Source organism: Viridibacillus arenosi (genome assembly GCF_001955655.1).
In the GTDB taxonomy this organism is placed as follows: Bacteria; Bacillota; Bacilli; order Bacillales_A; family Planococcaceae; genus Viridibacillus; species Viridibacillus arenosi.
On record NZ_MSPW01000002.1, the window covers coordinates 536,314 to 561,267 of the forward strand.

Consider the following 24,954-nt stretch of genomic DNA (forward strand, 5'->3'; position numbering starts at 1 on the left):
ATTTAACAATATGAAAATGGGCTGTTCTAAAAGTCGGAGAAAACCGTCTTTTGGTGCGGCTTTTTTTCTTTATATTTGTGATATGTTAAATAACTCTGTTTAGTGGTGGCACCTATTTACTAACGGGGCGGGTTACTTCAAGAAGAAGATATTGTGTATTTGGCATTTTTTGGGGGGTAGGGGACATACCTTCTTAACAGGAGGGATAAACCGAGCAGGGGGTATTGAACCAGTTAATATGGACTTTATTACATTTGATTTGTGAGATAGGTGAAAGGTGTAGCCTTGTTTAATAACTATTATATATATGCATCTATGTTTTAAAAATGGTGGATTAGTTGAAACCTAGGTGTACATTTTTACGTATATGTAAAAAAATGAAAGGTTGTGTGGCATGAATAAATACTCGATTACTGAATTTGTTAAAAATACGGAGCAAGAGGACAAAGGAGAAGGATTTTTTGAATTAGAGACGCCTCGTTTGCTGGAGGTAAATCTTGATGGACTCGTTTGGGCAAAGGCAGGTTCAATGGTCGCTTACAATGGAAAGATAAAGTTTGAGCGAGAAGGTATTTTAGAACATGGAATCGGGGCTATGTTCAAAAAGGCTTTGACTGGTGAAGGTGCTGCCCTCATGAAAGCAAATGGGCAAGGAAAGTTATATCTTGCTGACAGTGGGAAAAAAATCATAATTCTTTATTTACAGAACGAAGCAATTTATGTAAATGGAAATGATCTACTTGCATTCGAACCCTCTATCAATCACAATATCAAGCTTATGAGAAAAGTAGCAGGTATGATGGCAGGTGGTTTGTTTAATGTTCGGTGCGAAGGGACTGGTATGATTGCCATTACAGTCCACTATGAACCACTCACATTACGTGTAACACCTGGGAAACCAATTATTACAGATCCAAATGCAACTGTAGCGTGGTCGGGGAACCTTCAACCAGAATTTCAAACGGATGTTTCACTAAAAACTTTCATTGGAAGAGGTAGTGGAGAATCGATCCAAATGAGGTTTGAAGGAGACGGTTTTGTCATTGTTCAGCCTTATGAAGAAGTTTATATGCAGGAAAAGAGTTAATAGTATTTAAGCACATAAAAGCCTTCATTGAGCTACCAAAAGAGGCATTAATGATTCCAAAACTCCCGAATCAAGAATCGAATTGAAATAAGGTTAATTCTCTAAAGCGATGTCTAGATAAAGCTAATAAAAGTAAGTGTAGTTTAGTTTTATAAAAAATAAAGTTTGCTTAAAATCATCTCACCTCTTCAGATTTAGGTTGAGGTGATTTTTCATTGGAAATGTATGTTAAATTTATTATAAAGATTGTGAAGAAATGTACTACATTAACGAGGCAGTATAGTTGAATAATAAAAAGGGAATTTCAGGTATTTTGTCGAAATAGTTCACTAACGATTAAAATGAGGTGGATTTTATTATGGAATTTATAATAGATAATAAATGTTTTAACAAAGCAATTTCAGATGTTAATAAAGCAGTCTCATTAAAAACACCTTTTCCTATTTTGTCAGGTATTAAGATAACTGCTAATAATAATTGTATAATCCTTGTCGGCAGCAATTCTGATATTGTTATTGAAAAAGTTATTCCTTTAACGATTGATGGTGTAAAAGTATTGGAAGTTTATCACGAGGGTAGTGTTGTTATTTCTGCAAAACATTTAAGTGAAATTGTTAAGAAACTACCAGATAAAATACATATAAAAGTAAGCGAAAAACAATTAGTTACCATTCAATCCGATGAAATTGTGACCAAAGTATACGGATTTAATGCTGAAGAATACCCAAGTCTTCCTCAAATTGAAGAAGTTAAATTCATTAAAATCCCCAGTGTTGAATTAATAGATATTATTAAACAAACTGTATTTGCAGTCTCAAAGAGTGAATCTAAACCTGTCTTGACAGGCGTAAATATGTCATTCAAAGATAACCACCTTTCGTGTGTTGCAACAAATTCCCATCGTTTAGCGTTAAGAGAGCTTGCAGTAGAATCAAATGTAAGTGGTTCATTCATTGTTCCAAGTACAAGCTTAAATGAGCTTATCAAGTTGATTGATAAGGAAACTGGTGTCATACATATATTTGTAACAGATAGCTATATTGTATTTAAATCAAATACTAGCTCACTTTTTTCAAGGTTAATTGATGGTAATTATCCTAACATTTCAGGATTATTGCCAAATGATTCGAAGACAATAATTACTCTCAACACAAATCAGCTATTAAAGGGTATTGATAGAGCTTGTCTTTTTGCAAGCGAATGGAAAAATAACAATGTTCATTTAGAAATTAAAAATGATACAAAAATAAGAATTTCCTCAAACTCATCAGAAATAGGGAAAATAGAAGAAACTCAAAATATTAAAATGATTAATGGTGAGACTAATTTAAGTATTTCAATTGATGGAAGCTTTTTAATGGACGCCTTAAAAGTAATAAAAGAAGAAGAAATCAGAATAAGTTTCGGTGGTTCAATGAGGCCAGTCTTAATTGAACCTATTGACAATTCTTCTTATCTTCATCTTATTTCACCAGTACGTTCATATTAAATAGACCAGGTTCTTATTGCACTAACGTGGCAGGAGAAGATCTTTGAGTTGTTTAAATGGCTCTCTTTTCTTTGTCAACTAAATGGGCAGGTTAGTGGAAGAAGGAAATAACAATGGAGAAATAATAAAACAAATAGAAATAGATATATATAGAAAAAAGGAGGGATTTCTTTGGGAGATTTCCAAATGGTTGAACTAGATACCGAAATTCTCGAAGGAATGGGGAGTTATTGTCTTAGAAGTAAAAAAAATCACTTGGATACATAAACAAAAATAAGTGGCTAAACGAAAGTTTTGAGAGAGGTTTAAAGTATATTCAATTACTAGAAAATAAAAAACAAGTAGGTTTTATTGAATATACTGACGCAGAGTTTTCCTCTAGGGTGGTTCACGCTAATAATTATTTGGTAATCCATTGTCTATGGGTAAGTCAAACTGGAAAAGGATACGGGACTAAACTGATTAATAAATGTCTTCAAGATGCAAAAAGCCATTCTAAGCGAGGTGTAGTAGTGGTTACAAATCCTGAAACTTCTTGGACACCAAGTAAGGATATCTTTTTAAAGAATCATTTTAAACTGGTAGATACAGCACCTTATAATTTTGAATTACTTGTTTATCAGTTTGAAAATAGCAGCTTACTACCAGTCTTTCCTGCTAATTGGGATGAAAGAATTAATAAATTTGAAAACCTTACTATACTACGCTCCTTTCAATGTCCTTACGTAGAAGTCGCAACTGAAAATATAATTATGGGTGCAAATGAATTAGGTATAGATGTCAAAATCATTGATTTGAAAAGTAGAGAAGAACTGATGGAGTTATCCCCAACTCCTTATGGAATATTTTCAGTCGTTTTCAAGGGGAAACTTATCTCATTTCACAGATTAACAGTTCATTCGGTAATGAAACAGCTGAAAGCGCTTATGAAATATGAGACCGTGAAGGATTAATACCTAAACTAACGGGGGTACTTTAGAAGAAGAGCATTGAACTGTTCAGGCAGCTCTTTTTTTATTCTAGTAACGGCGCACTAAATTTCTCAAAAAAAGTACTGAAGAGATTACTTTTTGGATGGAAAAATATGATTATTATGCCTGGAAGCTTTAAAGAAAAACTATACTAGTTTCTCCCTTAAAGATAAACTAAACATAATCAATTATACGAAAGAGAATGGCGAAGTAGTTTTAGGAACGATGAAATAGACGCCGTAGTTGGGGGATATAAAAGTATGAGAGCAGTAATGGATCAAAGGAAATGGCATTGGTTGGACTATGTTCTATTTCTCATTCGTACAATATGGATTACGAATATTGGCTACGTGATATTCATAGGTACGACAGGTTTGAACAAGTGGATTTTACTTTTGTGGGCTATTAGTTTATACATAATACCTCACCTATTTTATAGGCCCGGGCTTATAAAATTCCCAAAGTATGTATTTGCCGAGGTATTGCTAACGGGTTCAGCGTTTATTTACCTATCGATCCAATATGAAATATCAGAGACTTACGGTTTTCTATTCTTGCCTATGCTTACTGTAGCTTATGCTTGTCAAGTGAAGCCGTTAATTTGGTTAGGACCTTTCTTATATATTTCTATTTTTTTTGCTGGCACATTGGCCGGCGATCTCTTCGCTGATGAGGGTTTCTTTGCTCGCTTTATTGATACAACTATTTTTTATGGTATCGGGTTATGTTTAGGAAGGATGACCATTGTCAATAACGCCAATAAAACGTTAATTGCTTCTATTGAGGAAAAAAATGAGGACTTGGAATATTACTCAAAAAAGATTGAGGAACTGACGATTAAGGAAGAACGAAATAGAGTTTCACAAGATTTGCATGATACAGTAGGCCATATTTTCACATCAGTCATAACGAGTTTAGATGCTCTTCCTTTTCGATATCGGGCAGATAAAATAGAAGCAGAAAAAAATATAAAAGAGATTTCGGATTTAGCACGAGATGGATTGCATGATGTGAGAAAGACAATTCACCAGATGTCGCCCATGACTCATCAAACACTTATTGAATCTGTACAAGAATTGATTGTTGATTTTATGAAACATACATCAACGGATATAAAACTGATTGTCGAAGGAGAAGCGACCAAAGTCGGCGAAAGGATAAAGTTTGCCATTATTCGTTGTATACAAGAAGGGCTTACAAATGCGAAAAAACATGGGCAGGCTACCATTATTAATGTAACTATTTCGTTTAATCAAAAAGAATTGATTGTTCTCATTGAAGATAATGGAATGGGCTTTAGTGAATTGCATTTAGGGTTTGGCTTACGTTCAATGAAAGATCGAATATCGGCATTGGCAGGTACAGTGGAATTTTATTCGAAATTGAATGCTGGTATGAGGATAACGTGTCACATACCTACGGCAAAGGAAGTGTCATTATCATGATAAAAGCGGCAATCGTCGAAGATCAAGAGATTTTAAGAAAGAGCTTAAAAATTGTGATTGAAAGCATTTCTGACATTGAGATTATTGGAACTGCGGAAAATGGAGAGAAGGCCATTGCTTTATGTGAAAGGGAAAATATTGATATTCTTCTAATGGATATTCAAATGCCGGTGATGGATGGTGTAAAGGCGACAGAAGAAATTAAAAAACGATGGCCCAATATAAAAATTATTATACTTACTACTTTTCAAGATGTTACACACGTTTTGAATGCCTTAAATGCTGGTGCAGAGGGTTACATATTAAAGGCTGTTGATCCTGAATTTTTGGTTCAGGGAATTAAAATGGTGTATCACGGAGGTTCCCTCATTCCTCAACAATTAGCAAAAGAGGTGTTTGGTCAGATACAATCAACTAAAAACGAACACTCGAAACAACTTGACCATAACTCTATGAAAAACCCATATGAATTAAATAATCAAGAATTAAAAGTATTAAAATGTTTAACTCAAAGATTATCCAATAAAGACATTTCAGAAAAGATGTTTCTTTCAGTCGGAACTGTGAAAAATTATGTCTCTAACATTTATTCGAAATTAAATGTAAAAAACAGATCCTCAGCTATTATGAAAGCAATAGAAGAGAGTCTTATAGAAGATAAGAAATATTGAAGTAAGAGAGTGAAGACAAAGTTAAATTAACTTTGTCTTCACTCTTTTTTAATCGCAACGAACTGAAACGTTATTTTGAATTTGTTTACTTCATGGGCAATTCATAAGGTCCACCATTCAAAAAAGCTTACGTGAATCGCCTATTAGATTATAGCCAATCGTCATAATTAGTCATTTTTTTTAAATAGTTATGACTTATTAATGACTTATTGACACTACAGTATATGACCTTTCATCTGTAGAGTAGAAATATGAAATGAAACAGGCATGTTAGTTAGGGAAATCAACTTTCTGCTTTAATAGTAGCGGTGAAAATCAGTTAATCAACACGTCTGGAAATGAAATTAATAATAGAGGTCAAAAAGCATGCACAAATCAATACAGTATGTATTTTTGATGAAGTTGGAGAAGACGTAAATAAAGATTCGACAATTCAACTTACAAAAAAATGAGAAGAAAGGGAAGAACAGATGAAAACCATAAAGAAGCTAATAAAATATATCGGAGCCATTATTATAATAGGACTAATCATTGCACTTTTTTGCCCTACTTGGACTTCGCATATAAAAGGTGATAACAGTATAAGTGCATTAGAACAAGTAGAGATAAATGGAAGTAATCATGAAATAATGATACGTGGCACTGATAAGGACAATCCTGTTATTATTTTTGTACATGGAGGACCTGGGTGTTCGGAAATACCATATGCAGAAAAATACCAAGACTTACTGGAAACTAAATTTACGGTTGTTAATTACGATCAACGAGCAAGTGGAAAATCTTATCATTTTTTTGAGGACTATTCTAATCTTTCTTCAGACTTACTGGTGGAGGACTTATTGGCTTTGACGGATTATATATCAGAACGGCTCGGAAAAGAAAAGGTAATACTAATTGGTCATTCTTATGGTACATATATTGGCACGCAGGCTGCTCATAAAGCTCCTAATAAGTATGAAGCGTATATTGGTATTGGACAGATGAGTAATCAAGTAGAAAGCGAGATTGAAAGTTTGAACTACGTTATAAATCAGGCTCGAAAAGCTGGCAATACGGATGATGTTTTGTATTTACAAGGGTTAACTGAAAAAATTGAAAAGGGTGACATGTTTACCCCACGAAATTCTGTTATGAAATATGACGGAAGTGTAAGACTCATTGATAACCCCGATGGAGATAACTTAGGTATATTACTCAGTAGCGAGTATAACTTATTAGATCTAATCCGTTATAACTGTGGGGTGTCCTATTCTCAAAAGGTTTTGGTAGAGGATATATTTATAAATCCATTACCAACTATCGTAAAGAAACTTGAATTACCTTTTTATTTTGTCATGGGTAAACATGATTATATGACTACATCAAATCAAGCAAAAAAATATTTTGATATGATTGAAGCTAATAAAAAAGAATTTATTGCTTTTGAGCAATCGGCTCATTATCCACAATTTGAGGAGAAGGAAGAATTTTATGAATGGATGTGCGATACATTTTTAAAATAAATAGTATAGTTTTTTCTTGAATTAGAAGAGATTGTAAATAATTGTACTTAAGCTAACGGGGGATTTAGTCAAGTAGAGCAACGCCTTTAAGATGTTGCTTACTTTTACATTTAAAAGTAAAGGAATTATTGCCAACTTAATAGAATTATAGACATAAGGGGTGTTTTTACTAAAGCAGCAGTTTAGTTGAAGAAAACTTAACAATAATCGAAAAACAAAAAATTTAAAGACAGACAGGAGTTAGATACGATAATAAAAGGTTTTGGAGGAATATTTTGGAGAACTAAGGACCTTGAGGTTATAAAAAAATGGTACAGTGAAGTGTTGAAGATTGAAATAGAAAATTGGAATGGGACTGTGATTAAACCCCAATTAGGAAATGAGACTATCTTTTCTTTCTTTACCGAAAATGACAGTTATTTTCCGACAGAACAACAAGTGATGTTAAATTTCCAAGTACATGATATAAACGAGACTATTAAGCATCTTGAACATATTGGTGTACCTCTTGTAAAGAAAAAAGAGATTAGTGAATTTGGAAAGTTTATTTGGATTAAAGATCCTGAAGGTCGACTGATCGAGCTTTGGGAGAAATAGCGGGTTGTAATCATTTGCTATTAAACTGACGGGTGCTTTAGTAGAAGATCTTGGAGCTGTTCAGACAGCTCTTTTTTCTTCTTCAACTAAAGGGGCTGGTTAGTTGAAGAAGAGAAGGGGAGTTTTTAAGTCGCATTTGAACATTTAAAGTGTATTAAACAAAAATTGTAAGATAAGAACGAGAGGAATGGAATATAAAAGACTTTTACTAAATTACATGTAATACAAGCTGATATTATCTTTAATCATCAAAATTATTGATTATCCTTTGAATTAATCTGTTTTGCACAATCTTTGATAGTATTTATGACGACTGTAGGCTCTGTTAATTGAGGAAAATGTCCGCTTTTTTCAGCGACAATATGTTTGCTATTTTTAGACAATGAAAGATATTCCAATTGATTCTCTACTCGTTTTGTTCGAACTTCCTCTGGTATCATTCGATTTTCCTTTCCACCTGTAACAATAAATACAGGTATTTCGGGAAAAATCTTTATTTGTTGTATTTGATTCACAGTATCTTTCACATAATTAACTTCATCAAATTGTTTATGTGAAGACAACGAATCAAACATTTTGAACAATTTGTTTATAGTTTTTACTGTATTACCTTGGTATTCATTTAGGCTTAAATCTTTAGGATGGCTAGATTCTAAAAAAACTATTCCAGCTACCTCGTTCGGATAAAGTCGAGCAAACAAATTTACATATAATCCGCCTAATGAATGTCCAACTAATAATAATGGAGGTTCAATCCCCGCTATAGTAAGTGCTTCATGAAGAGTTTTTACTATCGTTGTACCATCTTGTGATTCGTTTGGTTTATCACTGCCACCAACTCCAAACCGATTATAAGAAAATACAGTAAAATATTCTGAAATTTCTGTTAGTATTTTCATCCAACCTTCAATAGGACCTGCCCCACCATTGATTAAAACTATATTTGGTTTACCATTTCCACTAATATTATATTGTAACTTCCCTTTTGATGTTTTCATTTCATATTTCTCTATTTTCAATAATTACACCACACTTCATCAAATTATTCTTTTAACTTTATTTTAATAATTGGTTTATTAACATATTCTCGTTGGATTTCTATAATTCCTTCTCCCACTAACTGTGGATTGAAAATAAAGTTCTTAGTATGTCAAGGGGTGCTGTGGTTAAAGATTATTAAGTTGCATAGGCAATTCTTTTTTCCTTTCTTGAACTAGCGGGGGCTTTAGTAGAAGATCTTTGAGCTGTTCAGACAGCTCTTTTTTTATTCAACTAACTGGGCAGATTAGTTTAACAAAAAAGGCTATTGAATGACGTTCTTTTTTGTATAGGAACCGGAACAGGGGACATTTAAGCGTAGATAGGATGTAAGAGTGATAAAACATCGGGGGTTGTTAAGACGCTAACGAAAGAGTTATTGAAAAGAATTTGAAAAACTATTGATGTTGCCAAAATAAAAATTCCCATATTATACATATTTATTTTCATCTTATTTCACATTTATCTTGTAAAATTATCTCTAATTGGAGGGAGAGAATAAAATATGAAAAAACAATTAGCCTTAACAGTTGTCATTGCGGCAGCCCTACTTGGTGCATGTGGTCAAGAAGACAATAAAACTACAGGTAAAAGTACCACATCAGAAAGTATATCAACAAAACAAAGCACTGTGGATTCTGAAACTACTACCAATGCAGTAGAAGATCATTTGCATGAACCAACAAAAGATACGGTATGTGAATTTTGCAATATGAAAGTTTATGAAATAGATCATGAAATGGGAGCATTTTCAGCACAAGGCATTAAAGAAGATGGATCAGGTGTTTTCTTTGACGATGTGGGTTGTATGCTAAATCAAGAACGTAAAGATGGATTAGAGTTAGAAAAGTTTGTACGTGATAATAATTCAAAAGATTGGTTAAAACTAGAGGATGCCGTTATTGTGAAAGCGGACATTAAAACACCAATGAATTATGGTTACGCCTATTTCAAAGATCAAGAAAGTGCGGATATCTTTATCGCAGGAAATGATAGCTCAAAAGTAGTAGCGCTATCAGATGTTGATAAAGTTTCAAATGATCGTTACAAGAAAATGAAAGATCGTCATTCTAGTAAATCGAAGAATATGGATATGGATTCAGAATCAGGAGATAGTGAATCGATGGATATGGACATGAAATCAGAGGATAGTCACTAACCGTATGCATAAAGGGCTGGAGGAGACTCTAGCCTTTTTGTTGTTAAATGGAGGTGGAAAGATGAAACATCTGTGTACAATACTATACTATTTTGTTTTGTTATGGCTCATTTTCGCAATGCCTGCTAAAGCAGATCAGCTAACTTTACAGGAACAAATCGATGGGACACCAGCCGGTAGCGTGCTAGTACTTGAGGATGGTGTTTATACAGGACAGATTACTATTACTAAACCAATTACATTAAGGGGTTCCAAACATACCATGCTAGAGGGCAATGGGAAAGAATCATTAATGAAGATTGAAAATGTGCAAAATGTAACGTTAGAAAATATTAATATTGCCGATGCCCATGTAGGCATTGTCGTGAAAAATACTTCGCAAGTAAATTTACACAATGTACAGCTTCAAAATGTTTGGAGCGGTGTACAAATTCATAATTCTAAGCACGTGGTAGTAAATAATTTAAAAATTAAAGGAATTAATGGGCATTATTCGAAAAAAGGAAATGGTCTGGATGTGTTTAACAGTAACGATTTAACTATTTCAAATAACAAAGTGCAAGACGTACAGGATGGTTTTTATATTGAAAAGGCTCAGGCAATCAAACTGACAGATAACGCTATTAAAAATAGTCGTTATGGCATCCACTTTATGTATACTGAAGATGCACTTGCCGAACAGAACGATTTCAATCAAAATGTGACGGGTATTATGCTCATGATGACGGAAGATGCGCAGTTACAAAACAATCATGTGACAGAGCAAAATGGCTTGAATGGTTCTGGAATGGTGCTGTTTGAAGCAAAAAATATCGACGTTCTTTATAACCATTTCCAGAATAATAGAACAGCCCTATCTACACAAAAACTAGCGACTTCAACGGTGGAGTATAATACATTCCAGATGAATCAAACCGCAATTGAACTCCTTCGTTCTAACAAGGAGAACACCGTATATGCAAATGACTTTGTGGGTAATATTGTTAATTTACGGTCCGATGGAACCAGTAGTAGCATTTCTCAAAATTACTACGATGATTATGATGGCATAGATTTTGACGACAATGGTATTGGTGATAGTCCTTATGTGGCATTGCAAAGCTTTGGGCAATGGATGGTGCGCAAGCCCAGTTATCAATATTTCATCGAATCACCAAGTGTAGTGCTATTAAATAAAATGGATCGCCAAACCAATGCAATAGAAACTGAGCAATTAGTAGATAAAGAACCGATGATGTATAGTGCTCAAAAAGCGACAACTGAAGGGAATATACAACTGTGGCAAGTAGTTACCGGTCTTACAGGACTAGTGCTCGGATTATGGTTATGGAGAAAGGAAGCAAGTGTATGAAGAAAAGAGGGTTAGTTGTCTTATTAGCTGCAGTCTTATTATTACAAGCTTGTAGTAATAAAGACTTTAAACCGCGTGGAATCGTTAGTGAAACGGATGTCTGTAAGGTGTGCAATATGAGTATTGTGCATGAAGAATATGCCGGACAAATTGCCTTATCGAATGGGGACTATGAAATGTTTGATGATCTAGGTTGTTTGATTGAATATATGAAGAATCTGAACAAAGGCGATGTTGGTAAAGCCTTTATCAAAGATGAGGGCGAAAAGAATTGGGTCGATGTTAAAACAGCTTCATACGTGTATGACAAAGATATTTGGACACCGATGTCATATGGCGTCATTGCCTTTGAATCTAAAGATTCAGCACAACAATATATCGATAAAGTAGGCAAAGGGCAATTGCTGAGCTACTCTGATTTAGATTCATTTAAATGGGGTGTCCATCATTGATTAACGGACTTTTCATACGTCTTGAATGGAAGCAAATGCTCCGAAGTCGTTGGATGCAACTAGTGGCTGTATTATTTGTTTTTGTCTTCGCAGCGATATCGATAATACAGCAAATTGCTTTACCTGATATGAATAATTTCACCAGACAAACAGCTAGCTTCTTAAATTTACTCCTATTCCTATTGCCTCTGTTCATCTTAACAATTGGAAGTATGGGGATAGCGAATGATTTGGAATCAGGCTGGTTCTCATTATTAAAAACATATCCAATGACAATAAAGAATTATATTTTTGGGAAGTATGTGGCACTACTATTATCCTTCATGCTCATTTTACTATTGGCTTTTAGCATTGTATTAGGCATGAGTAGTTTAGCAGGTCAAGTTCATTTGCCACTTGTCTTCGTTGGCTTATCCAGTGTAACAATCCTAATTTTTTCAGCGTTAGCGATTGTTTGCGGGGTTGTGGCCAAAAGTCGTCTACATGCGTTAGCGTTGTCGCTTCTAGCTTGGGCATTTGCATTGTTACTGTTGTCTTATGCGTTAATGGCAGTGGGTACAGTAGTAGCTGGTCATACTTTACAAAAGTTAACAATTGTAATGATTCATTTAAATCCAGCCGAATGGATTCGTTTTGGCTATTTCATCTTTTCTGGACAACATTCAGTTCTTGGTCCTTCTTTTTATGAATTCACTGAATTTTATAGCTCGCTGGCAGGTCTTGTTGTATATGTCCTAGTAACGATTTGTTGGATCGTATTGCCTTTATTGTTTGCTGGGTTTTTATTACGTAGAAAGGGGGACCAAGTATGATTGTAGAAGGTAAGTCTTTAGTAAAAAAATATTCCGAGCATCAAGGCTTGTTAGATGCGTCTTTTACCTTAAGTGAAGGACGTATTATTGCGTTAGCTGGTGGTAATGGTGCAGGAAAAAGTACGTTAATCCGATTACTCATTGGTGAAGAACAGCCAAATGGCGGAGAACTTCATTGGGCTAGTGTGCCTTCTATTCGTTATATGCCAGATGATGTGAATTTTCCCCCAGCACTCACTGCTGAGGAAATTTTACAATTACTAGGCAGTTTGAAAAAGGAGTCAGCAAAAGAGCGTGAAAAAGTGTTGAAACGAGTAGGACTGTGGGATTTTCGTAAGCAAAGAGTGAGCCAATTTTCAAAAGGGATGCGCCAGCGTTTAAATTTGGCACAAAGCTTATTAGGTAAAGAACAGTTACTTATTATGGATGAACCGACAAATGGTTTGGATATACTGTGGATTGCTGAGCTAAAACAAATTTTACAAGAACAAAAAGAACAAGGTAAAACGGTACTTTTTTCAACGCATTTATTGTCATTCGCAGAGGAGCTAGCTGATGATATACTTCTCATACATAATGGAAGAGTGCTTATGAATGGAGCTATTCAAGATGTTCTGTCAGAAACATCTTGTGAACATTTAGAGGAGCTATTTATGCAGAAAATTGGGCTAGATAAAGCCGCGAAACGTTGATTTAACAACATTCGTGGCTTTTTGGTGTATTTCCAAACTTTGATTTGTGAACATTTTTTCAGCTGCGTATGTATAATTATTCTTCTTATTTTTTCAATAAGCTACTCACCTGTGTGTGAATCCATAAGCTTTCCTGTCTTTAAATCGTAAATTTTATAATCCATTTCCCACATATGGTCTTTGGTCACCGTAATCTCACAGTAATAAGGAATTGATTTGCCATAAGCATCAAGTTCAGGAATCTCATTGAAACTAAATTGTTCGTCTGTATTAAGCATATTAAAAGTCGAATCAGAAGAACGACCAGATGAAGATATTTCTATCGTGCATTTTCCATTAACAACATCAAAATCTTTCGTTATTACAGATTTTAGACTTGGAATGGTCATCCATAAAAGTAGGAGTCCCATTAGAAAACCGCCCAGCATTTTAATAGTCGGCCAAAACTCAATTTCTCTCTCTATACACAATAGAATAAAAATAATCACTGTGCCTATAACTAAAAGCCCACCTAAACCAAATAACAAATAATAAATTAAAATAATAATCCCTTCCCTACAATAAATAATTACTATATTTACGTTAATTCAATTATAAAAGTTTCAAAAGTTATCATTATAACCTTTCCAAAGCGAGATTTAGGGGCTTTTTATGCTTAACGTTGTAAATCCGCATAAATCTGACGCCATCCCTAATAGAAAGGCTATTTTCTCAAATGTTGTTGCTATTCAACTAACGGGGCAGTTTAGTTCAATAACAAATGGAAGTTATACTAGGAATCCTATTTACACGTCTTTGAACCAAGAAAAACATTAAATGTAGAAGAGGATTAATCTGATCTGATTTTAAACATGAGTTCATAGGACTCGCACAAAAATAGGTAGTCGCTTTTTTGATTCATGACTTTTATTAACTAAATCGGGTTCATGATGCGAAATAAGTATTTCAAGCAATACAAGCAGCTCAACTTGAAGATTTATTCTATAACTTACCAGATGGGCTAAAACAGTAATTGGGAGTCACTTTGTTAATTTTATGATCCATTTTTTAATGTCAACAAGTCTATTGTATTCAGGTTTTTCTTGTGTACCAGCGATTATGAGCGGAACAAGAGAATCGACTTTGTGTAAAGAACCATGTGCTCCTCCACCAGCATGGTTGTGACTATGTTTTTCTATGAATTCAAAGTGTGGTTTGGCATCTACAATAATAAATTGACCTTCATGTGAATGCAGAGCACCATTAAGTCTTGCGAGAGCATCTGGATAATCGCCATATTCGATAAGCCCTTGATTATCAATTTCCAAATTTAAAATAGAATGATCACCTTCTAACTTCCATGATTGGTTATACAGATCCTTATAGTGACCGTTTGGTGAAAATGTAAAAATCTTATCGGATTCTGGAGAAGTAACATAGTTTGTTCCTCCCTCTTTCCATGCAATAATACTAATTCGGTTATCTTTTTTTAATGTCTTTATTATTTTTGAAATTTCAATGTTTTCTTTAATTAAGTTAATGTACGCCATTCTCTCGTTTATCGCGATTGCAATTTCGCCATTCTTCTTCTTACGTTCCCAAAAAGTATAGCTTTTTAAAACATCATTTAAATCAATTAGGGAAGTGTTCTTATCTTTAATAATCTTAGATTGGGCACTATCTCCATGCACAATCCAAATTGCCTGTTTAATCGCTTCCTCCCAAGTCGAATAGGAATTGAGTAGCTCTTGAAGATATTGATCTGCTTTTTCAATTGGCTCTATATCCTCTGGCCCGTTTTTGTGTAAATCTTTATCTGCATCTGGAAGATAGGCCAGAGTAAATGCAGGTACTTTATTATGTTTAATTAAAAATTTTAACTCGTTAACGGTAAATTGATTATTTACGCCCATACTTCTCCACGCAAACTTTTGACGATCATTATTGGGATCATATTGAGACAATGTTCCCAAAGAAAGTAGTGATGGTCCGTTGATATCTATTTCATTTGGTAGAAGTCCCACTGCTGATATTAGTTTTGGGACATTTAATTGATGGTGAAAAGTTCCACGATATAAAAGTCCGTTGATAGAGGCAGATTGAATGTTATCCTTTGAGAGTTCTTCATGAATGGTCTGAACATTTTTGCTTAAATGCTCTTTGTTTAAATTTACAATACCATCAAAGGCAACATTTTTAACTCCAAGGCTCCATATTTCACTAATCCCACTTCCATAACTAACAATGCGATTTTCATCTTTCTTAAACCAAATGAGACCTGGAATCTTATGTTGATCAGCATAAGTCCCAGTCAACAAAGTGCTGTCAATCGCAACGGACATTGTAGGATAAGAGCTAATTACTTCTGGGTTGAATTGTCCGTTTTTTATTAAAAATGATAAGGCAGGTGCTTTTCTTTCTTGAATAGCTTTTTGAATGGACTGACTCATAAGAGAGTCTACAGTAATGAGTATGACTGGTTTTTGCTTTTGATTGATAACAGTGTTTTTAATATCTTTGGTAGGAGACATTGAAAAGGCAAATGTAAGGCTAACTATTAAGAAAATGAATACGATAACGGATACCACTATTTTATTTACCATGTTTTCACCCTTTTTCTATAATGGACAGTTAGTGTGGTTTATATTGGAAGGAAGATACGTCAAATTAAAAAAATTAAAATTTAGTGTTATTAAGATGGTGACAGGTTAAGTTTCTACTCAAAAAGTTAGGTTTTGTTACCTTACCAATTTCTTTATATTCTTTTTCAGGAGAACCTCCTATACAGTTTGTCGGGCTCCTTTTAATAATTTGGTTTGCCACAGCATAGATAATATTTTTACTAGATTATGTTAAATAACTCTGTAGGATAATTAATGACAGCTTAAAAGTGGTTTGGTGATATTTGTATAAATGGTGTTTTAATAATATGGCAGGTTTGTTTGAAAGGGAGGTTGATACGATGAGAAGATACTTGAGTATGATTTCATTGGTGTTGTTAATCACTTTTATCATTTTAGGTTTTATTATCCCGCAAGTATTGAATCCCTTACCTGATTCATGGGACATATTGATACTATTATTACTACTAATCGGTTCATTTTTTACTGCCTTATTTAGTGTAAAAGGACTTTTGAAAATAATTACTTTACTTATTTCTTCTCTTGGTATGTTAGCTTTATTAGTCATAACTATTTTCGCTATCTGTATGATGTTGTTTGGTAACTTTGGGACTTAGAGATAGTCATTTTACTCAGAGGAAGTCTATTAAATAATTTATAGAATGTGAGTCTTCTTTTTTCGTAACTCGAAAGAATAGACGTATTCGAGATTTTTTCGTATTTTACTTATTCAACTAAAGGGGCAGTTTAGTGAATAAAGGTATTAGGGAAATTGTGATAAAACTAATTGATTGAGAGGTGTGTTTTCTGTCAAAAAATTAACTTTAGCAACTATATTTTTGGTAATCCTATTATTGTTTGCATGCCAAGTAAATGAGAGTGACTTAATGTTTGTTGGAGAGGGTGAAAATTGGTCCTCTAAAGTAACTGTTAATCAGACTGACGGAGACGAAACATATCACATTCAAATAAACTACAAAGGGCATAGCATTCAGGATATTGAAGCTTTTAGTTACGATGTTGAAACAAAAAATAACGGAGAATTTGATTTTAGTCAGAATGATGCTTTTTTAAATAAAGAAGGCATATATAAAAAAAAATTATCGGTTTCGAATAGCCCATCTACAACTGTAAAAGATGAGTTAGTAATAAAAGTACTTTGGAATGGAAATAGCGAAGATTTTACTTTAATAAACAAATGATTTTTTACTAAAGGGGGCTTTAGTAGAAGATCTATGAGCTGTTCAGTCAGCTCTTTTTTTATTCAACTAACGGGGCAGGATGGTTCAACAAGGGGATAGATTGATTAATTAATAAGATGGGACTTGAACTTAATCGAACAATAAACCACCACCCGAAAGTGGAGGTTTATTATTGAATCGAGGGAATTACTGTTCTTTTAAGCTGGTTACAGAAACACTTTGTTTTTTATTTGGTTCATCAAGGGGATGGATTGTAGCTGTTCCATTTTGTTTATCCACGTGCTCAATGTAGATACTTTCCTCATTATAGGTTACATTAGCCATAATTGGTGAAGAAGCAATTTCTTCTGCTCGTTGTGCGTTCATTTTATCCACCTCCTTTGGGTTTGCAACAGGTATAATATTTGTTTCAAATTACTTAAATATACTTGTTGTAAATAAAATACTTCCTAGAATCACTAACACCTTTACTGAACTTACAGGTGCGTTTGAAGATCGGCAGTTTTTTTAGGCAGCTTTTAATTATTTCCACTATCGGGGCAAGTTAGCGAAAATTGTAAATAAATGTTCTTATGCTAACGGGGGCTTTACTTGAAGATCATTGAACTACTTAGGCAGCTCTTTTTTCTTATTGAACTAACTGGGCAGTTTAGTTCAATAAGCATAAAATGTTCACTCTTTATAAAAAAAATACAACGACCACCCAATAAATTATAGGTGGTCGTTTTTCAAGGTGGAGCAAGTTACTTGGTAAATGAAAAATGGAATGTCACTTTTGAACACTCAAAAGGTGTTATGTTGTTAATAAGAATACTTGGTGGCTAAGTAGAAGAGCAGATAGCAGGGTTATTACATGATGTTTCCATAAAATAAAGGAGATATTCCTCTCATTTCAAACCTTACAACAGATGTAAGAGTAAATTACTAATTTTTTATTGTATGGTATTACTATAGAAAATTTACGTGGGAGAGAATTATATGAATATTTCAGATAAACTACTTCAAGTCAAAGAAGTACATAAGATATTTGGTGAGGGACAAAGTGAAACTGTTGCGTTGCAGGGGGTTTCCTTTGATGTTCTGCCAGGAGAGTTTCTTGGAATCATGGGAACCAGTGGATCGGGCAAGACAACATTGCTTAATTCCATTGCCACTATGCTAAAGCCAACAGCTGGACAAATCTTATTAGAGGGTCAGAATATATCATCATTTAAAGGGTCAAAACTAGCAAAATATAGAGGAAGTAAGATAGGATACTTATTCCAAGAATTTGAATTGATTGATAACTTAACAGCTAGAGAAAATATCATTCTACCGTTGTCCATACATGGTGTAAATCCTAAAGAGCAAGAAGCGCAACTTCAAAAATTAACTAAACAATTCGATATAGATCCTGTATTGGATAAATTTCCGTCTCAGTTGTCAGGAGGTCAGAAGCAGAGAGTTGCTGCAGCCAGGGCTTTGATTTCAAATCCGAGCATTTTATTAGCAGACGAGCCAACAGGAGCCTTGGATACAAGAAATGCAAAAACCTTAATGGATAAATTATATGCTAACAATCAGGAAGAGGGGTCCACAATTTTGATGGTTACGCATGATGCAAATGCAGCAAGCTATTGTTCTAGAATTTTATTTATCCAAGATGGGGTGATTTTTCATGAGCTTCGAAAGAAAGTGCCTGGAGAAACCCAAAATGCTTTTTATGAGCGTATCCTAACTGTTTTGGCGCAGCTAGGAGGAGGTAGTAGCAATGTTCTTTGATTTTATCAAGCGTAATAGTCGTAAAACGCGAAAAGAAAATGGGGTTTACTTCGCCTCACTCGTTATTTCGATTGTTGCTTTTTATGTCATCCTGTCACTTGGTGAGCAAGATGTGCTTGTATATTTGAAAACCGTTGAGAGTGATGCGGTAGATCGGCTATTGTTAATGATTCCGATTCTCTATGGCGTCTCACTGTTCTTCGTATTTTTCTTAGTTTATTTTGCAAATAGATACCAACTCCAACAACGTAGTCATGAATTTGGCATGTATTTGATGATGGGAATGAGGCAAAGTAAGCTGTTCTCCATGATTATGGGAGAAACATTGTGGAATAGCTTAGTTGCTCTATGCATTGGCGTTCCCATTTCGTTATTTTTAACAGAGCTAATTAGTCTGGCAACTTCAAGGCTTATTGGCATGGGGATAATTGGTCACGAATTTCGCATTTCCTGGGTGGGGCTAGGATTAACGGTATTTGGATTTATTGTCGTGCAATTATTGGCTGTGTTTGTTCTTAGCTTAACAATGAGCAGGAAGGAACCAGTAGATTTGCTGAATGACCAAAAGGAAAAATCGCAACGAGTACTTTCACCTGTGTGGAGTAAGGTTAGCTTCCTGACTGGAGCAGCATTACTCCTTGGAACCATTTTCTTATGTGTAGCTTATGGATTAGCCGTATTATATTTGCGTAGCCTGGATTATAGGCTATTTGCGTTAATACTACTAATAGGAATCTGTGGAACTTTTATCCTGTTTCGTGGCTTGGGAAGTTTAATTGGAGCATCGGTAAAACGTAAAAGCAGTTCTTCTACCGGTTTATTTGTATTTACAGCTAGACAACTTCAAGAGAATGTTTTGCATCAATGGAGCTCCCTTGCCATATCATCACTGTTAATTTTAATGGCGATGGTTTGTTTTGCTTTTGGAACTTCTACTGCTTTAAATAATAGTACTACATTTAGTAGAACTGCTGACTTTACGTTTAAAGGATCAGAAGAAGAAATTGTTGCTGCACTCGTATCTGATCAAGTGACGCCATACGTCAACAGCTATTACGAGATGAAAATAGGGAATTTTGATCCTACAGATGCAGAAATGTCTGCAAATACAGCTGTACATACTTTTTCTTGGTCTGGATTAGAAGAAACCATCTCCAAAGAAAAAAGTTCAGAAGAAAAAGAGCGTTTATTAAGTAATTTATCTTATCAAGATGAGCCTTATTTCATTGCACTTTCTAGTTATAATGCAATGCTAACATCTATTAACAAAGCTCCTATTATATTAGGAGACGATGAAGTTGCCCTGTATTCTGATGAAGAATTCTCGCACTCTTATGATATATTAAGAAGGGCACTCCAGGATAATCCAACAGTTAGTATAGGTGAACTACAATATGAATTAATCTCGACATTATACACAAGCAATGTCGTTGCAGATAGAGCGATTACGCTTTCCTATGCATTGATTGTACCTGATGATATTTATCATCGATTCGTTAGAAGTTCTCAAGATTCATGGCTATGGAATATGGTGCTAAAACCTGAATTTGTTCAGGAAAAAGGGTTAATGCAGGCGACCTATGAAGTAGATCAGTTGATGAATACTTACGGTTTAGACTATGAAAGCTATCTTTCTAGCATGGGAAGACAGTTGTTTTATACAGTTGCAGGAAGCTATACAACATTTTATCTAGGCTTTATGTTTCTTATTATTGCAAATACGGTACTGGGTTTAAACTTTCTTATGCAACAACGGAGTACAAGACATAGATACTATACATTAGCTATGCTAGGGGCAAATATTGAATCACTTTGTTCATCAGCAAGGAATCAAATTTGGTTGTATTTTGGTTTAGTTATTTCGGTAGCATTAGTCAGCAGCATTTTTGGTATTTGGTCCCTGTTGACTACCTTTCCTTCAATGACCCTGAGCTTAGAAAATAGTATGGTGATAGCCATTATTCTTATTGCGTTTATCGTTTTTGAACTTTGTTATATATGGATGATTCAACGAAAGAGTAATGAAGAAATAAAGAAATTAAAAGAGATTGAGTAGGAGTGAAATCATGGCAAAGATCGTCATTGTTGAGGACGACGTTTTCCTACGTGAAGAGTTACAAAGTATTTTAGAAAAAGAGGGATACTCTGTAGAGAGTATCTCTTCTTTTGATACGGCTTTGGAAGATATTATTTCAGCTTCTCCAGCGCTCATACTACTAGATTTAAATTTACCAAATCTATCTGGATTCCAAATTTGCCGCGCATTAAAGGCTAGAGGAATAGGCCCCATTTTAGTGCTAACCTCACGCAATCAACTTCGTGATGAGCTACATGCATTGGAATTAGGTGCAGATGATTATTTAACAAAGCCATGCCATCCGAAACGGCTAATTGCTAGAATTCAAAAACTGCAGCACCTCTATGCAAATATGCATATTCTTTTAGATGCTGGTGATTTTCAACTCGATGAGAAGACAAATGTGTTGTATGTTGGCGACAATTCGATTTCATTATCGGAGAATGAAGGAATGATTATGAAGCTCTTAGTGAAATGTGCACCTTCAGTGGTAAATAAAGAACAGTTATTTAATCAGTTATGGGGAAGTAGCGAATATGTAGATGAAAACATATTGCAAGTGAATATGACCAGATTACGTAAGACGCTTGATGAAGCTGGCTTGTCAAATCGAATCAAAACGGTCAGAGGAGTAGGTTATCAATTACTAGTGGGGGCTTACAAATGAAACTAAGGGATTGGCTAACTCTGGTCAAACTATCACGTGCTTGGATAGTACTTCTTTGTATAAATAATGCTTTTTTTATTTTTCTAGCGTGGGTAGCGTATCCTGAAACATTCAAGCTTTTAGTGGGCATTATGATTGTTTTTTCAATCGCGAGTATTGTGTTGGCCATATTCCATGTTTGGAAAGGACAGACGAAGCAAGACAAAGTATTTTATAAATTTCTAAGAGATCCTTCACCGGAGCAAGAATCTGGATTGATACAATCGATTGGCGAAATACAAAAGGAAAAGGTCAATGATTTAGCCAATAAATTACGGATGCTCAATGACCAAATAGATGAGGTTAAATTACGGTCACTAGATTATGAAGATTTTATCGAAAGCTGGGTACATGAGATAAAGACTCCGATTTCTTTATTAAACTTTGTTTTACATAATCGCAAAGAAGAAATGTCAGAATTAGTATATCAAAGGCTTGAACATGCAAAAATTAATATAAATGATAATGTAGAACAAATACTATTTTATGCAAGATTACATGCAGCGCATGTTGATTATAAGCTAGAGAGAGTCTCAATCAATCACTACTTTGAAGATGTACTGTTGGAGCTACAATCATTACTGGATGAAAAAGATGTGAAAGTTATATCTCAGATGGAAGATGTACCAATTGTGTCAGATGAAAGAGCGCTCCAGTTTATTTTCAAGCAAATACTTGTGAATGCAGTTAAATACTCTAATGAAAAAATTGAAAGCTTTATCTGGTTAAAAACTGGTTTTGATATCGTGAAAAATCAGTATTATCTAAGAATATGTGATAATGGTATTGGAGTGCTTAATTCTGATCTTCCTTTCATTTTTGATAAAGGATTTACAGGAGATAATACTAAAAGAAAGCAGTCTACAGGGATAGGTTTGTATCTAGTAAAGAAATTATGCGATGAATTGCAGATTGAAATTTATGTTGAGTCTAAATATGAGGATGGTTTTGTCATTCAATTTCTATTTCCTGAAATTTAGGTTAGATAGACATTAAATCATTTTATTTTAGATATTGTAAAAACTTACACTTAAACTAACGGGTGCTTTAGTAGAAGAGCGTAGAGCTGTTAAGACAGCTTTTTTTTTCTTATTCAACTAAAAGGGTAGGTTAGTTGAAAATCAATTACGGTGCGACGTACCATGTTGGGGTTGAGGCAGGGGTTAAAACAATTGCCTTTTATACATAACATAATTATAACTTTTATCCTTTGGAATCAGTACGGGTATTTTAGTTTCTCGGCCGTTCTCTCATGCGACTTTGTTTGGGTGGGTTAATTGTGGGAACCACTCAATCGCAGTGGGCATAAACTGAAAATATATATTGATTTGAAAGGAAGTCATGTACATGTTTCCTTATCTCCAAGAAATTAATAAATTCCCATACCACGATTATAGGGTTATGCCCCACGGGTGTTATTACTCTCCTGCCCTCGTATCGGGTGAAAGATATCGTTTACCCGCACAACAACGGCTTACCTTCGTACTTGTGCATGGTTCTTGGGCTGACGCTCACTTCTGGGACGGCGTAGCGGCGGTGCTGCGCAGTCACGGGCATGCCGTCTATACACCAGAGTACGCAGGTCATGGCATTGATCCGAACAAAGATGTAACGCATGCGATGATCACTAAGTCCGTCGTTGATTTTATAACGAAACTGAACCTATGCAACTTTGTTCTCGTCGGGCACAGCTTTGGCGGAACTGTCATCCAAAAGGTTGCAGAACAGATACCGGATCGCATAAAGCGCCTTGTCTTCTGGGACGCGTTCGTACTGAAAGACGGCGAGTCGGTTGTCGATGAGTTCCCGGCTCAAATGAGGAAAAGTTTCGAGCTACTCAGGGCCGGCTCAATGGACGATACGATCATGCTTCCATTTCCACTGTTTCGAGATTTTTTCGTCAACACGGCCACTTTAGAGGAAGCGAAACAGATGTATGCGAGCGTCACTCCGGAACCGGCTAAGCCACTTTTCGAGAAGCTGAATCTTAAAGCATTCTACGCGCTGTCTACGCCCAAAAGCTATCTCTATTTCTACCAAGACAACGCATTGCCTCAAGGAGAGGGCTTCGGCTGGCATCCTCATATGTCAATACGTCTTGGTCAGTCCCGTCTAATCGTCGGCGACGGTGATCACTTTACGGATTCGCGTACAAGACCGGCTATGCTGGCGCAGAAGTTTTACGAGGCGGGCAGGGACTGAAGTGCTCTTATTGTATGTCAAGCGCAAGATCGATCCCTAATCAGTCAAGATTTGAAAAAATAGCTACTGAGGGCGATAAATTTGAAATGAATGATAAGAAGTTAAATTTTGCTTATTAAATATAGAAAATTTGACAACCTTATGAACTAACGGGTGCTTTAGTTGAACAAACAAGTTAAAAAAAACACCTTATTTAAGATGTTTTTTTATTTTTAAATGTATAGCAACGAACATTTAAAGTAAAAGGTCGATTCCTTAAAGGATTCGATTTTTTTTTTAATACTTGACGTTTGTCTTGTAATAGAATAACATGAAATTAACTTCACATGAAGTTAATTTCACATGAAGTTAGTTTCACTAAAGGGAAATAAGTTGGTTAGGAGAGGGATTTTTGAAAAATCTATTCATACAGCGTTTTTTATTCTCAACCTTGGTAATTATAGTGGGAATCATTCAAATCATTCTCGATACATCAGTAGGATTTAATTTTGGCTATATCATAGTACTCCTAGGTGGAATACTTTTGTTGTACTCAACAATTTCTTACATTACATCTCGAAAGAATAAATCACTAGAAAAGGAATTAGCAAAGGAATATGACGAAAGAGATGCATTAATTGATGGAAAAGTTGCTCGCTTTTCCATGTATATTCTGATATCCGAAATATTAATTCTTATGTTTTTAACTAATTTTGTGATAATCCCGACAAATACTGCATTATTTATTGTCTTAATATCTTTAATAATTATTGAATTTGGGTCTAGAAAATATTACAATCATTTTCTTTAATCAGGAGGATCTATGGAAAATAGAGTAAAAGAATTGAGAATAGAATATGAGATAACGCAACAAGAATTAGCTGATAAAGTAAGTGTATCTTCTAGAACAATCATCTCATTAGAAAAACAAAAGTATAATCCATCTGTGCTACTTGCGTATAAAATAGCTTCTGTTTTTAATTTATCAATTGAAGAAACTTTTATTTTCGATGAGGATGACAAATAATCCATTTCATTAAGATACACATATTAAACAAACAACGGAGGAATGAAAATGCAATTTATATTATTTATTTTTGGGATAGTTTTAACGGTTTGGGGTATTTATCGTATGAGAACAGATGATGGCTTATTTGGAAA

General features: G+C 34.7%; 25 protein-coding genes and 2 pseudogenes. 23 read left to right on the forward strand and 4 right to left on the reverse strand.

All coding sequences use genetic code 11. The annotated features are described in order from the left end of the window. The first annotated feature begins 394 nt into the window (after positions 1 to 394). The 8 genes and pseudogenes from BK137_RS06485 to BK137_RS06515 all read left to right on the forward strand — a co-directional run bounded on the left by BK137_RS06485 (position 395) and on the right by BK137_RS06515 (position 7,762). Positions 395 to 1,087: an AIM24 family protein gene (locus BK137_RS06485; RefSeq protein WP_038186669.1), complete on the forward strand. Its 693-nt coding sequence runs from the start codon at positions 395 to 397 to the stop codon at positions 1,085 to 1,087. Between the two features lie 358 nt (positions 1,088 to 1,445). Further along, positions 1,446 to 2,576, forward strand: a complete 1,131-nt coding sequence (dnaN, locus tag BK137_RS06490; protein WP_038186668.1) for a DNA polymerase III subunit beta — start codon at positions 1,446 to 1,448, stop codon at positions 2,574 to 2,576. Between the two features lie 350 nt (positions 2,577 to 2,926). Beyond that, a pseudogene (locus BK137_RS22870) lies at positions 2,927 to 3,025 on the forward strand (GNAT family N-acetyltransferase); the annotation flags it as partial. A gap of 63 nt (positions 3,026 to 3,088) precedes the next feature. Further along, entirely contained in the window at positions 3,089 to 3,529 is a 441-nt protein-coding gene (locus tag BK137_RS22875) for a hypothetical protein (RefSeq protein ID WP_327192132.1), read from the forward strand. Between the two features lie 278 nt (positions 3,530 to 3,807). After that, the gene (locus BK137_RS06500) at positions 3,808 to 4,992 is read left to right on the forward strand and encodes a sensor histidine kinase (RefSeq protein ID WP_038186666.1); all 1,185 of its coding nucleotides are present in this window, start codon (positions 3,808 to 3,810) and stop codon (positions 4,990 to 4,992) included. After that, complete coding sequence (locus BK137_RS06505; protein ID WP_038186664.1) at positions 4,989 to 5,663, forward strand: response regulator transcription factor; 675 nt, start codon at positions 4,989 to 4,991, stop codon at positions 5,661 to 5,663. The genes BK137_RS06500 and BK137_RS06505 overlap by 4 nt, the downstream gene beginning before the upstream one ends. 470 nt (positions 5,664 to 6,133) lie before the next feature. Continuing rightward, entirely contained in the window at positions 6,134 to 7,165 is a 1,032-nt protein-coding gene (locus BK137_RS06510) for an alpha/beta fold hydrolase (RefSeq protein ID WP_038186663.1), read from the forward strand. Positions 7,166 to 7,414: 249 nt separating this feature from the next. Next, on the forward strand, positions 7,415 to 7,762 hold the full coding sequence (locus BK137_RS06515) for a VOC family protein (RefSeq protein WP_038186661.1): 348 nt from the start codon (positions 7,415 to 7,417) through the stop codon (positions 7,760 to 7,762). Positions 7,763 to 8,016: 254 nt separating this feature from the next. On the opposite strand, the gene BK137_RS06520 is transcribed toward BK137_RS06515, so the two are convergent. Beyond that, the gene (locus BK137_RS06520) at positions 8,017 to 8,760 is read right to left on the reverse strand and encodes an alpha/beta fold hydrolase (protein ID WP_235175753.1); all 744 of its coding nucleotides are present in this window, start codon (positions 8,758 to 8,760) and stop codon (positions 8,017 to 8,019) included. 545 nt (positions 8,761 to 9,305) lie between these two features. Between BK137_RS06520 and BK137_RS06525 the strand changes: the two genes are divergently transcribed. The 5 genes from BK137_RS06525 (at position 9,306) to BK137_RS06545 (ending at position 13,266) form a co-directional block, all read left to right on the forward strand. Next, entirely contained in the window at positions 9,306 to 9,959 is a 654-nt protein-coding gene (locus tag BK137_RS06525) for a nitrous oxide reductase accessory protein NosL (protein ID WP_038186657.1), read from the forward strand. Positions 9,960 to 10,020: 61 nt separating this feature from the next. After that, positions 10,021 to 11,310 carry a right-handed parallel beta-helix repeat-containing protein gene (locus BK137_RS06530; protein WP_038186655.1) on the forward strand — a complete coding sequence of 430 codons (1,290 nt, stop codon included), beginning with the start codon at positions 10,021 to 10,023 and terminating at the stop codon, positions 11,308 to 11,310. After that, positions 11,307 to 11,762: a nitrous oxide reductase accessory protein NosL gene (locus BK137_RS06535; RefSeq protein ID WP_038186652.1), complete on the forward strand. Its 456-nt coding sequence runs from the start codon at positions 11,307 to 11,309 to the stop codon at positions 11,760 to 11,762. The genes BK137_RS06530 and BK137_RS06535 overlap by 4 nt, the downstream gene beginning before the upstream one ends. After that, the gene (locus tag BK137_RS06540; protein ID WP_235175752.1) at positions 11,759 to 12,574 is read left to right on the forward strand and encodes an ABC transporter permease; all 816 of its coding nucleotides are present in this window, start codon (positions 11,759 to 11,761) and stop codon (positions 12,572 to 12,574) included. Before BK137_RS06535 ends, BK137_RS06540 begins: the two co-directional genes overlap by 4 nt. Beyond that, positions 12,571 to 13,266, forward strand: a complete 696-nt coding sequence (locus BK137_RS06545; RefSeq protein ID WP_051448756.1) for an ABC transporter ATP-binding protein — start codon at positions 12,571 to 12,573, stop codon at positions 13,264 to 13,266. Before BK137_RS06540 ends, BK137_RS06545 begins: the two co-directional genes overlap by 4 nt. 101 nt (positions 13,267 to 13,367) lie before the next feature. On the opposite strand, the gene BK137_RS06550 is transcribed toward BK137_RS06545, so the two are convergent. After that, positions 13,368 to 13,676 carry a hypothetical protein gene (locus tag BK137_RS06550; protein WP_143691000.1) on the reverse strand — a complete coding sequence of 103 codons (309 nt, stop codon included), beginning with the start codon at positions 13,674 to 13,676 and terminating at the stop codon, positions 13,368 to 13,370. 609 nt (positions 13,677 to 14,285) lie between these two features. Then, on the reverse strand, positions 14,286 to 15,848 hold the full coding sequence (locus tag BK137_RS06555) for an alkaline phosphatase family protein (RefSeq protein ID WP_038186649.1): 1,563 nt from the start codon (positions 15,846 to 15,848) through the stop codon (positions 14,286 to 14,288). Positions 15,849 to 16,207: 359 nt separating this feature from the next. Here BK137_RS06555 and BK137_RS06560 point away from each other — a divergent pair, with 359 nt between their 5' ends. After that, positions 16,208 to 16,483, forward strand: a complete 276-nt coding sequence (locus BK137_RS06560) for a hypothetical protein (RefSeq protein ID WP_051448755.1) — start codon at positions 16,208 to 16,210, stop codon at positions 16,481 to 16,483. 270 nt (positions 16,484 to 16,753) lie between these two features. Then, on the forward strand, positions 16,754 to 17,068 hold the full coding sequence (locus BK137_RS06565) for a hypothetical protein (RefSeq protein ID WP_038186647.1): 315 nt from the start codon (positions 16,754 to 16,756) through the stop codon (positions 17,066 to 17,068). 186 nt (positions 17,069 to 17,254) lie between these two features. Here the strand turns inward: BK137_RS06565 and BK137_RS06570 are convergent, their stop codons facing one another. Then, the gene (locus BK137_RS06570; protein WP_038186645.1) at positions 17,255 to 17,434 is read right to left on the reverse strand and encodes a small acid-soluble spore protein H; all 180 of its coding nucleotides are present in this window, start codon (positions 17,432 to 17,434) and stop codon (positions 17,255 to 17,257) included. A 357-nt stretch (positions 17,435 to 17,791) separates the two neighbouring features. Between BK137_RS06570 and BK137_RS22590 the strand changes: the two are divergent. The 8 genes and pseudogenes from BK137_RS22590 to BK137_RS06610 all read left to right on the forward strand — a co-directional run. Further along, positions 17,792 to 17,890: pseudogene (locus tag BK137_RS22590) on the forward strand (HD domain-containing protein); the annotation flags it as partial. Between the two features lie 156 nt (positions 17,891 to 18,046). After that, positions 18,047 to 18,829: an ABC transporter ATP-binding protein gene (locus tag BK137_RS06580; RefSeq protein WP_038186643.1), complete on the forward strand. Its 783-nt coding sequence runs from the start codon at positions 18,047 to 18,049 to the stop codon at positions 18,827 to 18,829. Continuing rightward, positions 18,819 to 20,885 carry an FtsX-like permease family protein gene (locus BK137_RS06585; RefSeq protein ID WP_038186634.1) on the forward strand — a complete coding sequence of 689 codons (2,067 nt, stop codon included), beginning with the start codon at positions 18,819 to 18,821 and terminating at the stop codon, positions 20,883 to 20,885. Before BK137_RS06580 ends, BK137_RS06585 begins: the two co-directional genes overlap by 11 nt. A gap of 10 nt (positions 20,886 to 20,895) precedes the next feature. Continuing rightward, a complete protein-coding gene (locus BK137_RS06590; protein WP_038186632.1) occupies positions 20,896 to 21,573 on the forward strand; it encodes a response regulator transcription factor in 678 nt (225 codons plus the stop codon). Continuing rightward, positions 21,570 to 22,592, forward strand: coding sequence for a sensor histidine kinase (locus BK137_RS06595; RefSeq protein WP_038186630.1), 1,023 nt, complete (start codon positions 21,570 to 21,572; stop codon positions 22,590 to 22,592). The genes BK137_RS06590 and BK137_RS06595 overlap by 4 nt, the downstream gene beginning before the upstream one ends. 367 nt (positions 22,593 to 22,959) lie before the next feature. Further along, positions 22,960 to 23,814 (forward strand): alpha/beta fold hydrolase, encoded by an 855-nt coding sequence (locus tag BK137_RS06600; RefSeq protein ID WP_235175751.1) that lies wholly within the window; start codon positions 22,960 to 22,962, stop codon positions 23,812 to 23,814. A gap of 391 nt (positions 23,815 to 24,205) precedes the next feature. Beyond that, complete coding sequence (locus BK137_RS06605; protein ID WP_038186628.1) at positions 24,206 to 24,604, forward strand: hypothetical protein; 399 nt, start codon at positions 24,206 to 24,208, stop codon at positions 24,602 to 24,604. Positions 24,605 to 24,616: 12 nt separating this feature from the next. Next, positions 24,617 to 24,820 (forward strand): helix-turn-helix transcriptional regulator, encoded by a 204-nt coding sequence (locus tag BK137_RS06610; RefSeq protein WP_038186627.1) that lies wholly within the window; start codon positions 24,617 to 24,619, stop codon positions 24,818 to 24,820. Positions 24,821 to 24,954 lie beyond the last annotated feature (134 nt).

What these genes read in the sequence shown, in the direction of transcription:
- BK137_RS06485 (WP_038186669.1), top strand. Translation starts at nt 395, where the DNA reads ATGAATAAATACTCGATTACTGAATTTGTTAAAAATACGGAGCAAGAG.
- dnaN (WP_038186668.1), top strand. Translation starts at nt 1,446, where the DNA reads ATGGAATTTATAATAGATAATAAATGTTTTAACAAAGCAATTTCAGAT.
- BK137_RS06500 (WP_038186666.1), top strand. Translation starts at nt 3,808, where the DNA reads ATGAGAGCAGTAATGGATCAAAGGAAATGGCATTGGTTGGACTATGTT.
- BK137_RS06505 (WP_038186664.1), top strand. Translation starts at nt 4,989, where the DNA reads ATGATAAAAGCGGCAATCGTCGAAGATCAAGAGATTTTAAGAAAGAGC.
- BK137_RS06510 (WP_038186663.1), top strand. Translation starts at nt 6,134, where the DNA reads ATGAAAACCATAAAGAAGCTAATAAAATATATCGGAGCCATTATTATA.
- BK137_RS06520 (WP_235175753.1), bottom strand. Translation starts at nt 8,760, where the DNA reads ATGAAAACATCAAAAGGGAAGTTACAATATAATATTAGTGGAAATGGT.
- BK137_RS06525 (WP_038186657.1), top strand. Translation starts at nt 9,306, where the DNA reads ATGAAAAAACAATTAGCCTTAACAGTTGTCATTGCGGCAGCCCTACTT.
- BK137_RS06530 (WP_038186655.1), top strand. Translation starts at nt 10,021, where the DNA reads ATGAAACATCTGTGTACAATACTATACTATTTTGTTTTGTTATGGCTC.
- BK137_RS06535 (WP_038186652.1), top strand. Translation starts at nt 11,307, where the DNA reads ATGAAGAAAAGAGGGTTAGTTGTCTTATTAGCTGCAGTCTTATTATTA.
- BK137_RS06545 (WP_051448756.1), top strand. Translation starts at nt 12,571, where the DNA reads ATGATTGTAGAAGGTAAGTCTTTAGTAAAAAAATATTCCGAGCATCAA.
- BK137_RS06550 (WP_143691000.1), bottom strand. Translation starts at nt 13,676, where the DNA reads ATGGGACTCCTACTTTTATGGATGACCATTCCAAGTCTAAAATCTGTA.
- BK137_RS06555 (WP_038186649.1), bottom strand. Translation starts at nt 15,848, where the DNA reads ATGGTAAATAAAATAGTGGTATCCGTTATCGTATTCATTTTCTTAATA.
- BK137_RS06560 (WP_051448755.1), top strand. Translation starts at nt 16,208, where the DNA reads ATGAGAAGATACTTGAGTATGATTTCATTGGTGTTGTTAATCACTTTT.
- BK137_RS06565 (WP_038186647.1), top strand. Translation starts at nt 16,754, where the DNA reads ATGTTTGTTGGAGAGGGTGAAAATTGGTCCTCTAAAGTAACTGTTAAT.
- BK137_RS06570 (WP_038186645.1), bottom strand. Translation starts at nt 17,434, where the DNA reads ATGAACGCACAACGAGCAGAAGAAATTGCTTCTTCACCAATTATGGCT.
- BK137_RS06580 (WP_038186643.1), top strand. Translation starts at nt 18,047, where the DNA reads ATGAATATTTCAGATAAACTACTTCAAGTCAAAGAAGTACATAAGATA.
- BK137_RS06585 (WP_038186634.1), top strand. Translation starts at nt 18,819, where the DNA reads ATGTTCTTTGATTTTATCAAGCGTAATAGTCGTAAAACGCGAAAAGAA.
- BK137_RS06590 (WP_038186632.1), top strand. Translation starts at nt 20,896, where the DNA reads ATGGCAAAGATCGTCATTGTTGAGGACGACGTTTTCCTACGTGAAGAG.
- BK137_RS06595 (WP_038186630.1), top strand. Translation starts at nt 21,570, where the DNA reads ATGAAACTAAGGGATTGGCTAACTCTGGTCAAACTATCACGTGCTTGG.
- BK137_RS06600 (WP_235175751.1), top strand. Translation starts at nt 22,960, where the DNA reads ATGTTTCCTTATCTCCAAGAAATTAATAAATTCCCATACCACGATTAT.
- BK137_RS06610 (WP_038186627.1), top strand. Translation starts at nt 24,617, where the DNA reads ATGGAAAATAGAGTAAAAGAATTGAGAATAGAATATGAGATAACGCAA.